Consider the following 12,506-nt stretch of genomic DNA (forward strand, 5'->3'; position numbering starts at 1 on the left):
CCCGCGCAATCGGGGTGCTTTATGGCTTTGGGTGATCGTCCCACTCGCCACTCAGGATGCGTTGCGCGTCGCCTTCCGGATCGTCATATTGGTTGCTGCGCACCGTGAAAATGAAGAACAAAAGTCCGATTCCACCGAGGATCAGAGAGATGGGAATCAGGTAGCTCAGAACATTCATGACGGGTTACCTCAGACGAAGCGCATTCAGCGACACAGTAATCGAAGAGGTCGACATGGCCAATGCGGCAATCAGAGGCGTCGCGAGACCCGCAACGGCCAGCGGGACAGCAATGATGTTGTAAACCGTGGCAATACGAAAGTTCTCGCGAATGCGCTTGGTCGCTGCGCGCGCAGTAGCCAACGCATCTGCGATAGGGCTCAGGTCACTGCCCAGCAGAACAATATCTGACGCCACCCGCGCCGCATCCAATGCCGTTGCCGGCGAAATCGACACATGGGCTGCAGCCAGGGCTGCGGTATCGTTCAAACCATCGCCCACCATCAACACGTGACGCCCGTCTGCGGCCAAGTCACTGACCTTGGCTGCCTTGTCTTCCGGCAAAGCCTCGGCGATCCATTTGACAATGCCCAACCGATTGGCCAAGGCTTCCACTGCTCCGGCACTGTCACCCGAGATCAGCAAAACGTCTTGGCCATCATCCAAAAGCGCACGCACCGAGGCCTCTGCCCCATCACGCAGTGTGTCCGTGAAGGTAAAGGCACGGTTCCGCCCCCCGATGGACAAAAAGGCCGAGGTCTGGGCCAAGGTTTGCGCCCCGACCCATGCGGCGCGGCCCAATCGCACTAGTTCACCGTCCAGTTTGCCCTGCGTGCCGAAACCCGGCACTTCTTCGATCTCGCTTAGCTTGGCGGGTCGAATACCGGCCTCGTGCGCGGCTTTGCTCAAGGCCTGTGACAACGGGTGTGAAGACCCCATGGACAGTGCCAGAGCGACTTCCAGGTCCCTTTGGGAGAAATCCGCAAGGTTGGTCAATTCGGGTGTCCCAGCCGTCAACGTACCGGTTTTGTCAAATACCACCGTGTCGACCTGGGCCAGTCTTTCCAGTGCTGTCGAGTGTTTGATCAGCATGCCTTTTCGAAACAGACGGCCAGAAGCAGCGGTCGTCACCGCAGGCACAGCAAGCCCCAAGGCACATGGGCAGGTGATGATCAGGACGGCGGCAGCGATGTTCAGCGCAGTGCGCATATCGAACGTGTAGAGAAACCACCCCGCAAACGCGAGCGCGGACAGGATGTGCACCCCCGGGGCATAAAGTTTGGCGGCACTGTCGGCGAGTGACGTGTACCGTGAGCGACCGGACTCGGCGATGGCCACAAGGTCAGCCATCCGGTGCAGGCTGGTCTCTTCGCCCACCGCGGTGGCACGAATGACCAAAGGCCCCGTCAGGTTCACTTCCCCGGCGCTCACGCCCAACCCCGGCTCGGCAAAAACCGGCACAGTTTCCCCGGTCAGGAGCGATCGATCCAATTCGGATTGCCCCTCGATGATCTCGCCATCCACCGGCATGCGCCCGCCCGGGCGCACAAGAACGAGGTCCCCAAGAACAAGTTCGCTGACTTGGATGGTTTCTTCGACGCCATCCACGACCCTGACGGCGCGGGGCACCTCCAAAGCGGCCAGCTCCTCTGCCGCAGACCGTGCCACGGCGCGTGTGCGGTAATCCAGATAGCGACCTGCCAGCAGGAAAAACACCAACGTCAACGCTGCGTCGAAATAGGCATGTTCACCCGAAAGCATGGTCTCCCAGAGGGATGTAACCACGGCCAGAACGATAGCCAGCACAATCGGAACATCCATGTTGAGGCGTTTGTTCTTGAGCGCCGACCAGGCGTGGACATAAAACGGCTTGCCCGAAAACACGATGGTCGGCAGGGCAATTGCCGCCGATATCCAGTGGAACATGTCGCGGGTTGCTGCTTCTGCGCCGGACCAGACCGAAACCGACAAAAGCATGACGTTCATCGATGCGAACCCCGCCACGGCAAGTCGCATCAAGAGATCACGCCCGGCCTTGTCATTCTCTGTGGCGGACAACGTACCGGCATCAAGCTCGTGCGCCTCATAGCCGATGCTCTCCAGCGCGCCGACCAGATCTGCGGCGGTGACATCGGCCTCAGCCTCAATCGTGGCCCGTTTCAGGGTCAGGTTGACACGCGCTGTTTTCACTCCGGGTTGAGCGCTGAGCCTGCGCTCGACGGCCGAGATGCAAGCCGCACAATGGATCGTCGGCAATGATAATGCCAGACGCGCATCTTTCTGGGTAGCCTGCTCTGCAAGCGCTTCTGCCGCGGGGACAGCATCGCAAGCCGGGCAGGCAGAGGCATTGGGGCGCATGGCGGCAGTCATGACTTACCTTTTGACGTGTAGAACTACGCGTTGCATGAATTCGGTACCATCCGCAGCAAGGGCTTTCATGCGGATGTTCCAGTTGCCATCCGACAATTCGACCGGCGCCACATAGGCCGTCCCGTCGAACTGAAAGGCCGGATGCATGTCATCCTTGACGTGGGTCGGGCGGCCCAAAACCGCGTCAAGAGCCGTAACCTCAACCGGTTTGCCCATCTCATCGGTGATCGACAGAACCAAAAGCCCACCTGCGTGATTGGCTTTGACCGTCCACCCCAACGCCGTCTGCGCAGCGCGGCGATCGTCGAACTCCTGACTCGCGACATAAGAGTTTTTGACCTCAAGACCCGGAAAGGTCTTGATCGCCGAGAATGCCAGAAGCAGGTTAACCCCGATGATGATCGCAAAGGCGCTGACAAAGATCAGGGCAGCATGCCGACCGGTGAACTGACGTTGAACCATAATCATCGCGCCTTTCCGTTAAACACAGTGTCTTTATACACACGATCCCCGTTCGAAACATCCTCGACCCAAATGCGGAAATCGGTTCGGTCAGATTCGGCAGGAGCCGTCCCTTTGGGGGCCAGGACATAAACACGCTGAAGCTTCATCTGGTCTGCAGGGACGTTGACGATGTTATCGTCTTCGCCTTCAAGCTCTACGACCAGAGAGGGGTCTCCTTTGACCGTGATCTGGAATGGGCGCTCATCACCGTGCTTGTTGCGCAGGCGCACTTCATACGTGTTGCGAATGGTGCCGTCAGACAAGGTGACATAAACCGGGTTGCGTATCGGAGCGACCGTCAGGTCAATGTCTGTCCGCATGAACAGGGCCACCACTAAGAGAATACCAACCAAGGACCACAGCGCAGTGTAAAGAATGGTTCGCGGACGCAGGAAGTGATGCTTCCAAACGCTGCGCGGTGCATTTCCGGCGGTTTCCCAAGCTTCATCCCCGACGGCCAGATAATCGACCAAGCCACGCGGCTTGCCGATTTTCTCCATCATCTCGTCGCAGGCATCGATACACAGGGCGCAGGTAATGCACTCAAGCTGTTGACCGTCCCGAATGTCGATGCCGACAGGGCAGACATTCACGCAGGCCATACAGTCGATACAATCGCCCAGCTCGGAATCGGTGGTGCGCTTGCCTTTGCCGCGCGGCTCACCGCGCCAACTGCGATACCCGACGGTCAGGGTTTCTTCATCCATCATCGCCGCTTGGATACGCGGCCACGGGCACGCGTAGATGCAGATCTGTTCGCGCGCGAATGCACCAAAGAAGACAGTTGTGAACGTCATAACCGCGATTGTCGTATAGGCAATCGGATGGGCGTTCATGGTCAAGAGATCGATCAAGAGTTGCGGCGCATCGGTGAAATAGAACACCCAGGCCCCGCCGGTTGCCAGACCGATCAGGATCCAGACAACGATCTTAACGGTTCTTAGGCGCAACTTGCGCAGGTCCCATTTTTTCTGCCGGTGCAGGCGCAGGCGCGCGTTGCGATCACCTTCGATCCATCGCTCTACAAGGATAAAGAGGTCAGTCCACACCGTCTGTGGGCAGGCATAGCCACACCAGACCCGCCCCAAGGCAGACGTGAACAGGAACAGACCAAGTCCGGCCATGATCAAAAGGCCAGCGATAAAATAGAATTCGTGTGGCCAAATCTCGATCATGAAGAAAAAGAATCGACGGTTGGCGATATCAACCAAGACCGCCTGATCCGGCAGGTTGGGGCCACGATCCCAGCGGATCCATGGGGTCAGATAGTAGATCCCCAACGTGATCGCCATAATGATCCATTTAAGGTTTCGAAACGTACCTGAAACTCGTTTCGGAAAAATCGGCTCCCGCGCGGCGTAAAGCCCCGGTTCTTGGTCACTTGCGTTCACTGGAATCACTCATGGAATAGATGCGTCTAACTGTGTTTTGACTGCCAACCCGTTCAACGACATTGATATGGGTCAAATTCTACATCTTTGATATAGGTTTCAGGGCAATCACCTGCAAAACCAAGCATATCACTTGGCAAACAGACGATTCCATCCAAATCGCCGGGACAGCACGGCAGAAATCGTCGCAGGCTGAAACCCGGTTGCAATAAAAGATGCGGATGATATGCTGGTTTAATAAGTGTCGGCTTTCCAGGAAACGCGCGAACAGGACGGAAAGCCGACACTCTTTGCTCAACGACTTTCGCCGCCAGCAACCTCTTGGCCCGCTGCGTCCTTTTGGGATGCTTGACGGGCCTGATTGACTTGAGTGTTTCCGATTTCGGGCAAGTAGCCTTTGACCCAGATCAAACAGAGGTCATTATCCGGGCGCAAAATCAAAAAAACAGACAACTTTGAGGATTTTGGGCAAATATGCGCCGTCCAAACTCAGGATTGCCCCCGATTCAACTGCATTTGCTGGCACACAACGCCCGACCAATGCCATCAGCCCCAAAAAGAAAAGCACCGGCGTCCCTTCGGGCACCGGTGCCTGAGAGGGCGGCGAACCGCCCTCAATTCTAGATTTTGGCTTACTCGCCGCCGCCCAGCTGATGGACGTAGATCGTGACAGCGCGAACCTGTGCTTCGCTCAGGCGGCTGCCCCAGCTCGGCATCACGCCGTAGCGGCTGTTGGATACGGTCTCACGGATCGAGTCGTAGTCGCCACCGTAAAGCCAGATGGCGTCGGTCAGGTTTGGAGCACCTTGCTCGCGATCCCCGGTACCGTCTTCCATGTGACAGGACGAACACTCGTCTGCAAAGACTTCGGAACCAGCAGCAACCAGAGACGCATCCATCGGATCACCCGACAGCGACATCACATAGTTGACCACGGCGTCGATTTGCTCGTCTTCCAGATAGTCCTGCCCAAAGGCCGGCATCTCGGAATAGCGCGCATCGTCATCCTCGGTGTTGCGGATACCGTGCTTGACAGTGAGATAGATGTTCTCAACGTCACCACCCCACAGCCAGTCGTTGTCCAGCAAGTTGGGGTAACCAACCGCGCCAGCCGCGCCCGACCCGTGACACTGTGCACACCAGGTCTTGAAAACGGCAGCCCCGGCCGAAGCCGAATAACCGGCGAGGTCTTCGTCACCCGGAACAGCCGTCAGATCGGCTGCTTCCAGTTTGGCGTTGATCGGGGCCAGCTTGTCAGCGGCTTCCTGGATAGAGGTTTCAACGTCAACACGCTGCGACCAACCCAGAACACCTTTGGTCGCTCCGTTCAGACCCGGCCAAGCCGGATAGGCGATGGAGTAGCCGATGGCCCAGATGATGGTGATGTAGAAGATCCACACCCACCACTTTGGAAGAGGATTGTTATACTCTTCGATGCCGTCCCAGACGTGACCGGTGGTTTCGATCTCCGTCCCTTTTTGTACGGGTTTTTTACTCATGTCCTCGCCTCCTTAATCCGCGGCGGGTTTGTCATCGTGCCGGAACGGGATGTCAGCGGTGTTCTTGTACTGCTTCGTGGCACCCGGGCGGAAAACCCAGACAATGATGCCGATGAAGAACAGAAACAGGAACAGCAACATCCAGCTGTCGGCGAACTCACGCAGGAAGGAATATGTTTCCATAACCCCGCCCCTTACCGGTGCTGATCCGGGTTGAAGGTCGAAAAGTCGACCAACGTGCCCAGCATCTGCATATAGGCGACCAGTGCTTCCATTTCGGTTACACCGGGCTTGCCGTCAAAGTTGCGTACGTTCACTTTGTCACCATAGCGCTCCAGAAGACCGTCATAGTCGCTGTCAGGATCTGCCTGTGCGGCAAAGTCAGCCTGAGCATTTGCGATCATGTCTTCGGTATAAGGCACGCCGACGATGGCATTGGTGGCCATAAGCTCGCCGATATACTTTCCGTCGATAACTTTCTTCTCGAGGAAGGCATATTTCGGCATCACCGATTCCGGCACAACCGACTGCGGGTTGCGCAGGTGGTCTACGTGCCAGTCATCCGAGTAGCGACCGCCCACACGTGCCAGGTCAGGCCCGGTGCGCTTGGATCCCCATTGGAAGGGGTGGTCATACTTGGATTCCGCCGCCAGTGAATAGTGGCCATAGCGTTCGACCTCGTCCCGCATCGGGCGGATCATCTGGCTGTGGCAGACATAGCAGCCCTCGCGAATGTAAACCTCGCGACCCGCCATCTCGAGCGGCGTGTAAGGACGCATGCCCTCCACGTCTTCGATGGTGTTTTCGAGGTAGAACAAAGGTGCGAGCTGCACGATGCCACCGATGGTCACGACCAAAAAGCTGAATACCAGCAGGAGGGTCGCATTGGTCTCAAGAACCTTGTGTTTGTCGAGAATTCCCATTGCTCCGGCCCTCCTTATTCAGCCGGGACTGCGACAGAAAGGCTCGACTCTTTAGCCGGCGACTTCTTCACAGTCATCCAAAGGTTGTAGCACATGATGATCGAGCCAAGCAGGAACATCAGTCCGCCCAGTCCACGCACCACATACATCGGGAACTTCGCGGCCACAGTGTCAGCGAACGAGTTCACGAGGAAGCCGTTGGCGTCAACTTCGCGCCACATCAGACCTTCCATGATACCGGTTACCCACATCGACGCGGCGTAGAGCACGATACCGATGGTGGCGAGCCAGAAGTGCCAGCTGACCAGGGTCAGCGAGTACAGACGCTCACGCTTCCACAGAACCGGAACCAGGAAGTACAGAACACCAAAGGTGATCATGCCGTTCCAGCCGAGCGCACCGGAGTGCACGTGACCAATGGTCCAGTCAGTGTAGTGCGACAGCGAGTTCACTGCGCGGATCGACATCATCGGACCTTCAAAGGTCGACATGCCGTAGAAACCTACCGAGATCACCATCATACGGATCACAGGGTCGGTGCGCAGTTTGTCCCATGCGCCCGAAAGCGTCATCAGACCGTTGATCATACCACCCCAGGACGGCATCCACAGCACGATCGAGAACACCATGCCGAGGGTCGAGGCCCAATCCGGCAGCGCGGTGTAGTGCAGGTGGTGCGGGCCAGCCCAGATATAGATGAAGATCAGCGCCCAGAAGTGGATGATCGACAGCTTGTACGAGAACACCGGACGTTCAGCCTGTTTGGGGATGAAGTAGTACATCATGCCCAGGAAGCCCGCAGTCAGGAAGAAGCCCACAGCGTTGTGGCCATACCACCACTGCGTCATTGCATCCTGCACACCAGCCCAGACGATCACCGACTTCGATCCGAAGATCGAGACGGGGATTGTCGCGTTGTTGACCAGGTGCAGCATGGCGACGGTCACGATAAACGACAGGTAGAACCAGTTGGCCACATAGATGTGCGGCTCTTTCCGTTTGATGATGGTGCCAAGGAAAACTGCCAGATAGGCAACCCAGACAACCGTCAGCCACAGGTCGACGTGCCATTCCGGCTCAGCGTATTCTTTCGACTGCGTACCGCCCAGCAGATAGCCGGTGGCGGCCAGTACGATGAACAGCTGATAGCCCCAGAACACGAACCACGCCAGATTGCCGCCCCAAAGGCGCGCGGCGCTGGTGCGCTGCACGACATAGAACGACGACGCGATCAACGCGTTGCCACCAAAGGCAAAAATCACGGCTGAGGTGTGCAGCGGTCGCAGGCGGCCAAAGTTAGTGAAGCCTTGCGCCCAATCAAAGTTCAGCACCGGAAAGGCCAGCTGGAACGCGATGAACACGCCTGCCAAAAACCCGATCACGCCCCAAAATGCCGTTGCGATCACCCCGGCGCGCACCACACCGTCCATGTACTCTGCCTGAGAGTGCGTCACTTTGGTTCCAAAGCTCTTCAGGCTCCAAATAAATAGGCCTCCTGATACAGCCGTCACAATGAGGGCGTGTACAAGGTAAGCCAAATCGCGCGCATAGTTTGCCGCGATCAACGCCAAAAGCGTGACCAGAGCAAGCGCGATAAGCTTGATATAATTCAACATTTTGCGTCCCTTCGTCTTGCCGGGCACGATTCGACTGCGCCCTGGCGGATTTAGACTGATTGTCTTTTGGTCCTGACCCCCTCTCAATGCCTTGATCTGCATCAAAGCGCAGAAGCTTAAAAACGGCCCCAATCAGGATTGTAGCGCGGCACTGGTTCGCAGCCGCCTTGGGGTTACTCCTTATCTAAAGAGCCATGGAGAGATAAATGGCCTATAAATCACTTTTAACCGTTCTGACGGATATTAACTTTGCCGAGGCATCCATTGCACAGGGTATCTCTCTGGCCTCTGCAAATAATGGGCACTTGGACGTTTTGTCGCTGGGCGTCGACCGCAGCCAGACCGGCTATTACTATGCGGGTGCCAACGCCATGGTGCTGCAGGAAACTCTGACCCGTGCCCACGAAGAGGCCGGTGCTTTGGAGAAATTCGCCGAGTCGAAGCTCGAATCTTCGGGGGTGCGCTGGGGCACTGAAACTGGCGTCGCCCAAATCGCCGATTTGGGGCGTCACGTGGCGCAACGGGCCCGCTTTGCTGATCTGGTGATTCTGCCAAAGCCATACGGCGAGGGCCACGGAGCTGAATTGGAGCCCACAATCGAAGCAGCCCTGTTCGAAGGTCAGACGCCGGTGTTGGTCGTGCCTGACGGGAGCACGCCGTTGGCGGACGCAAAAAAGGTCTCGGTCGCCTGGAATGAAAGCGCCGAAGCGCTTGTGGCCGTGCGCGCGGCATTACCGATTCTAAGGGCGGCTGACCTCGTGCGCGTCGTCGTGGTCGATCCCCCCACCCACGGCCCCAACCGTTCGGACCCGGGTGGGATGCTGTCACAGTTCCTTTCGCGCCACGGCGTCAAAGTTGAGATCGACGTGCTGTCGAAAACCCTCCCCCGCGTCTCGGACGTGATCATGCGCCATGCCAAGGACACGGAATGCGAAATGGTGGTCATGGGGGCTTACGGACACTCGCGTTTCCGCGAGGCGATTCTGGGCGGCGCGACGCGCAATATTTTGGAGCAGGCTGAAGTGCCTGTGTTCATGGCGCATTAGATCGTTTCAGGACATGAAAAATAGAAAGGTGGGCCTAGCCCGCCTTTTTCGTTCAGGCCATGACGCCGCCGTCTGCGTCGTCTCCTGCTTCTTCCAGAAGTCGCCCTAGATCCGGGATCGTCACGTGCCGCTTGCCCTCAAGATGGATCACACCGTCACGCTTCAAGGCTGAAATCTGGCGGCTCACGGTTTCAAGCGTCAGGCCAAGATAGTCCGCCATGGCTTCGCGTGTGAGCGGTAGGTCAAACACCATGGTCCCAGCCATGCCAGTCATTTTCAGCGATGCATCCCGCCGCGCGATGATCGACAGGAGCGATGCGATTTTCTCACGGGCGGTTTTGCGGCCCAGCACGAGCATCCACTCGCGCGCCGCGTCCAACTCGTCCAGGGTCATTTCCAAAAGGCGCTGCGCAATATGCGGTGTTTCCAGCATGATGCGTTCAAATGGCTTCTTGCGGAAGCAGCACATCACCAGGTCGGTAGTGGCCACAACGTCATAGGCGGCCCCTTCGCGGCCCGGACGTCCGACAAAATCGCTGGGCAGCAACAGGCCCACCATCTGGGTGCGCCCATCTTCCATGGTTTGCGTCAGTGACGCGATGCCGGAAACCACCGAAGCAACAAAATCCATCTGGTCGCCGGACCACACCACGGTTTGACCGGCTTCGAAGCTCCGATAATACTTGATCTCCTCCAACGCCTGAAGCTCCAAAGGCTCGCAGCGCGCGCACACGGCACGGTGGCGGATCGGGCAGTCTCCACAGTCATGTGGAGAGTTGAGCATGGGTTCATTCAACATTATCGAGTTCGCGCTTGATCTGGGTCAAGGATAGCCCTGACGGCTTGCGCTTAAGCGTAGTTGCATGGAAACGAAAACACAATTGGCAAAGCTGGGTCTATTTGACGCGAAAGTCCCGCGTTATACGAGTTACCCAACCGCCCCGCACTTCAAAAACGATGTCACGCCGGACCTCTTCGGCGACTGGATACGTGCCGTTAAAGAAGATTCGCAGATATCTCTTTATATTCACGTGCCGTTCTGCCGCCGCCTGTGCTGGTTTTGTGCCTGCCGCACGCAGGGCACTGCCAGCGCCTCTCCGGTTGCCGCGTACGTCGAAACACTGAAACAGGAACTGGCGATTCTCAAGAATCACCTGGCAGATGGCGTGACCCTGTCGCGCCTGCATTGGGGCGGCGGCACGCCAACCCTGCTTGAACCGGGTATGATGGAAGATCTCGCCGGCGCAATCTTTGACGTGGCGCCCATGGCCGCCGACGGGGAGTTCTCGGTCGAGATTGATCCCAACGAAGTCGATGATGCCCGCCTCCAGACCCTGGCCAACGCAGGTATGAACCGCGCCTCGATCGGGGTGCAGGACTTTGACGACGAAATCCAGAAAACCATTGGCCGGATTCAAGGCTATGACGTCACGAAAGATGCCGTCGACATGATCCGCTCGCATGGTGTCAAAAGCCTGAATGCCGACATTCTTTATGGCCTGCCGCACCAGACACAGGCACGGATTACCGAAAGCGTTCAGAAACTCCTGTCGCTCTCACCGGACCGTGTTGCGCTTTATGGTTATGCGCACGTGCCCTGGATGGCCAAGCGTCAGCAGATGATCCCCTCGGACGCCTTGCCGACCCCGGAAGAACGCCTGGACCTGTTCGAGACGGCCCGCAAACTTTTCCTGTGGGACAATTACGACGAAATCGGGATCGACCACTTTGCCACCAAGGAAGATGGCCTGTCTGTTGCCTTGCGCAACGGAACTCTGCGTCGCAATTTCCAGGGGTATACGGATGACCTCGCCGAGGTGCTGATTGGTGTCGGCGCTTCGTCCATTGCGAAGTTTCCACAAGGTTTTGCCCAGAACAACCCGTCCACCTCGGCCCACACTGCGGCGATACGCGACGGCAAGTTTTCGACCAGCCGGGGGCACGCATTCCGCGGCGAAGACAAGCTGCGTTCGCGGATGATCGAAGCGCTGATGTGTGATTTTGCCATCAACAACCAGGAAATCCGTGACACCTTTGGGATTTCTCAGGCAAAGCTGCAAGAGCTGTACCGCCCCATGTTGGAACAGTTCCCGAACATGCTGACACTCACGGACGAACAGCTTTTCATCCCCGAAGCGGCGCGGCCCCTGACGCGGATGATGGCGCGGGCGCTCGATGCTTACGACATGGATTCAGCAGGCCACAGCTCGGCGATCTAAGCCGGGCTGGGCCACAACGGATGCGACTGGCAAGCTTTAACGTGCAGAACATGCGGCTGCGCGGGCCATCCTTGGATGGTGCGCGTGACCGCGACCTGCCTGCCGATCTTGGGTCGGCCGCGAAGACCCTCGATTCGTATGATCGCGATCTGACCGCTGACGTTCTGGCCGAAGCGGATGCGGATGTGGTGGCTCTGCAGGAAGTGTTCGATCAGGCCACACTGGACCACTTTCACGACTCCCTGCTGGCGCCACGGATCACACGCCCCTACCCCTACCGATATTGTCTGCCCGGCAATGACGGGCGCGGGTTGGACATCGCTGTCATGTCACGCCAGGCACCTCTTGCAATTACTAGCCACGCCGACCTGACACCCGCACGTGCGGGCCTCCCCCCAGCCAACGTGCTTGGCCCCGAAATCCCGATCTTTCGCCGCGACTGTCTCGAAGTCACGCTATCCGCGCTCACGTTGTTCATTTGCCATTTCAAAGCGCCCTACCCGGAAAATGCCAGAACATCCGAGATTCGCCACTTTGAGGCCCTGGCCGTGCGCCAGATCATCGAAAGCCGCTTTGCTGACACGGACTCCGCCATGTGGCTGGTTCTTGGCGATCTCAACGAAGGACGCTCTGGACATAACAACATCGCCCCTCTGCGTGGACGCTTTTCAACCGACCTGATGGCGCGGCTGCCAACCCACGAGCGATGGAGCTATTATGGCAACGAAGGCAACTTCTATGCCGCTCCGGACGTCATGCTTGCGTCACCTGCACTGGCTGCACGATGCCCGGATGCCGTGCCGCGGTTGATCCGCTTGGGCCTTGGCTATGAAGCAACGCGTCACAGGGGCCCCCGGCTGGATACAGTTGGCAAACACCGCCCACATGCCAGTGACCACGCTGCTGTGGTTATTGACTTGCCCCTGTAAGAAAGCGTTTC

Annotated in this window: 12 protein-coding genes; 3 read left to right on the forward strand and 9 right to left on the reverse strand. The window is 57.8% G+C overall.

Features of this window, described 5'->3' with window-relative positions:
- Nucleotides 1-19 precede the first annotated feature (19 nt).
- From ccoS to ccoN, 8 genes are all read right to left on the reverse strand, one after another.
- Nucleotides 20-178 carry a cbb3-type cytochrome oxidase assembly protein CcoS gene (ccoS, locus tag EK369_RS12475; protein WP_127114592.1) on the reverse strand — a complete coding sequence of 53 codons (159 nt, stop codon included), beginning with the start codon at nucleotides 176-178 and terminating at the stop codon, nucleotides 20-22.
- 6 nt (nucleotides 179-184) lie between these two features.
- A complete protein-coding gene (locus EK369_RS12480) occupies nucleotides 185-2,368 on the reverse strand; it encodes a heavy metal translocating P-type ATPase (RefSeq protein ID WP_127114593.1) in 2,184 nt (727 codons plus the stop codon).
- 3 nt (nucleotides 2,369-2,371) lie between these two features.
- Nucleotides 2,372-2,830, reverse strand: a complete 459-nt coding sequence (locus tag EK369_RS12485; protein ID WP_206198090.1) for a FixH family protein — start codon at nucleotides 2,828-2,830, stop codon at nucleotides 2,372-2,374.
- Between the two features lie 2 nt (nucleotides 2,831-2,832).
- Entirely contained in the window at nucleotides 2,833-4,263 is a 1,431-nt protein-coding gene (gene ccoG / locus EK369_RS12490) for a cytochrome c oxidase accessory protein CcoG (protein ID WP_127114594.1), read from the reverse strand.
- A gap of 632 nt (nucleotides 4,264-4,895) precedes the next feature.
- The gene (gene ccoP, locus EK369_RS12495; protein ID WP_127114595.1) at nucleotides 4,896-5,762 is read right to left on the reverse strand and encodes a cytochrome-c oxidase, cbb3-type subunit III; all 867 of its coding nucleotides are present in this window, start codon (nucleotides 5,760-5,762) and stop codon (nucleotides 4,896-4,898) included.
- A gap of 12 nt (nucleotides 5,763-5,774) precedes the next feature.
- Complete coding sequence (locus EK369_RS12500; protein ID WP_127114596.1) at nucleotides 5,775-5,945, reverse strand: cbb3-type cytochrome c oxidase subunit 3; 171 nt, start codon at nucleotides 5,943-5,945, stop codon at nucleotides 5,775-5,777.
- Nucleotides 5,946-5,956: 11 nt separating this feature from the next.
- Entirely contained in the window at nucleotides 5,957-6,685 is a 729-nt protein-coding gene (gene ccoO, locus EK369_RS12505; protein WP_127114597.1) for a cytochrome-c oxidase, cbb3-type subunit II, read from the reverse strand.
- 14 nt (nucleotides 6,686-6,699) lie between these two features.
- Nucleotides 6,700-8,301: a cytochrome-c oxidase, cbb3-type subunit I gene (gene ccoN, locus EK369_RS12510; RefSeq protein ID WP_127114598.1), complete on the reverse strand. Its 1,602-nt coding sequence runs from the start codon at nucleotides 8,299-8,301 to the stop codon at nucleotides 6,700-6,702.
- Between the two features lie 206 nt (nucleotides 8,302-8,507).
- On the opposite strand from ccoN, the gene EK369_RS12515 reads away from it, so the two are divergent.
- Nucleotides 8,508-9,347, forward strand: coding sequence for a universal stress protein (locus EK369_RS12515; protein WP_127114599.1), 840 nt, complete (start codon nucleotides 8,508-8,510; stop codon nucleotides 9,345-9,347).
- A 52-nt stretch (nucleotides 9,348-9,399) separates the two neighbouring features.
- Here the strand turns inward: EK369_RS12515 and fnrL are convergent, their stop codons facing one another.
- Entirely contained in the window at nucleotides 9,400-10,146 is a 747-nt protein-coding gene (gene fnrL / locus EK369_RS12520) for a transcriptional regulator FnrL (RefSeq protein ID WP_127114600.1), read from the reverse strand.
- Nucleotides 10,147-10,210: 64 nt separating this feature from the next.
- Between fnrL and hemN the strand changes: the two genes are divergently transcribed.
- Both hemN and EK369_RS12530 read left to right on the forward strand, forming a co-directional pair.
- Complete coding sequence (hemN, locus tag EK369_RS12525; RefSeq protein WP_127114601.1) at nucleotides 10,211-11,566, forward strand: oxygen-independent coproporphyrinogen III oxidase; 1,356 nt, start codon at nucleotides 10,211-10,213, stop codon at nucleotides 11,564-11,566.
- 20 nt (nucleotides 11,567-11,586) lie between these two features.
- A complete protein-coding gene (locus tag EK369_RS12530; protein WP_127114602.1) occupies nucleotides 11,587-12,495 on the forward strand; it encodes an endonuclease/exonuclease/phosphatase family protein in 909 nt (302 codons plus the stop codon).
- Nucleotides 12,496-12,506 lie beyond the last annotated feature (11 nt).

Origin of the sequence: Shimia sediminis (genome assembly GCF_003990645.1) — a bacterium.
Taxonomy (GTDB): Bacteria; Pseudomonadota; Alphaproteobacteria; order Rhodobacterales; family Rhodobacteraceae; genus Shimia; species Shimia sediminis.

Bases quoted from the DNA above. Each gene is read 5' to 3' on its own strand.
- ccoS (WP_127114592.1), bottom strand. From the start codon at position 178: ATGAATGTTCTGAGCTACCTGATTCCCATCTCTCTGATCCTCGGTGGA.
- EK369_RS12480 (WP_127114593.1), bottom strand. From the start codon at position 2,368: ATGACTGCCGCCATGCGCCCCAATGCCTCTGCCTGCCCGGCTTGCGAT.
- EK369_RS12485 (WP_206198090.1), bottom strand. From the start codon at position 2,830: ATGGTTCAACGTCAGTTCACCGGTCGGCATGCTGCCCTGATCTTTGTC.
- ccoP (WP_127114595.1), bottom strand. From the start codon at position 5,762: ATGAGTAAAAAACCCGTACAAAAAGGGACGGAGATCGAAACCACCGGT.
- EK369_RS12500 (WP_127114596.1), bottom strand. From the start codon at position 5,945: ATGGAAACATATTCCTTCCTGCGTGAGTTCGCCGACAGCTGGATGTTG.
- ccoO (WP_127114597.1), bottom strand. From the start codon at position 6,685: ATGGGAATTCTCGACAAACACAAGGTTCTTGAGACCAATGCGACCCTC.
- ccoN (WP_127114598.1), bottom strand. From the start codon at position 8,301: ATGTTGAATTATATCAAGCTTATCGCGCTTGCTCTGGTCACGCTTTTG.
- EK369_RS12515 (WP_127114599.1), top strand. From the start codon at position 8,508: ATGGCCTATAAATCACTTTTAACCGTTCTGACGGATATTAACTTTGCC.
- fnrL (WP_127114600.1), bottom strand. From the start codon at position 10,146: ATGTTGAATGAACCCATGCTCAACTCTCCACATGACTGTGGAGACTGC.
- hemN (WP_127114601.1), top strand. From the start codon at position 10,211: ATGGAAACGAAAACACAATTGGCAAAGCTGGGTCTATTTGACGCGAAA.
- EK369_RS12530 (WP_127114602.1), top strand. From the start codon at position 11,587: ATGCGACTGGCAAGCTTTAACGTGCAGAACATGCGGCTGCGCGGGCCA.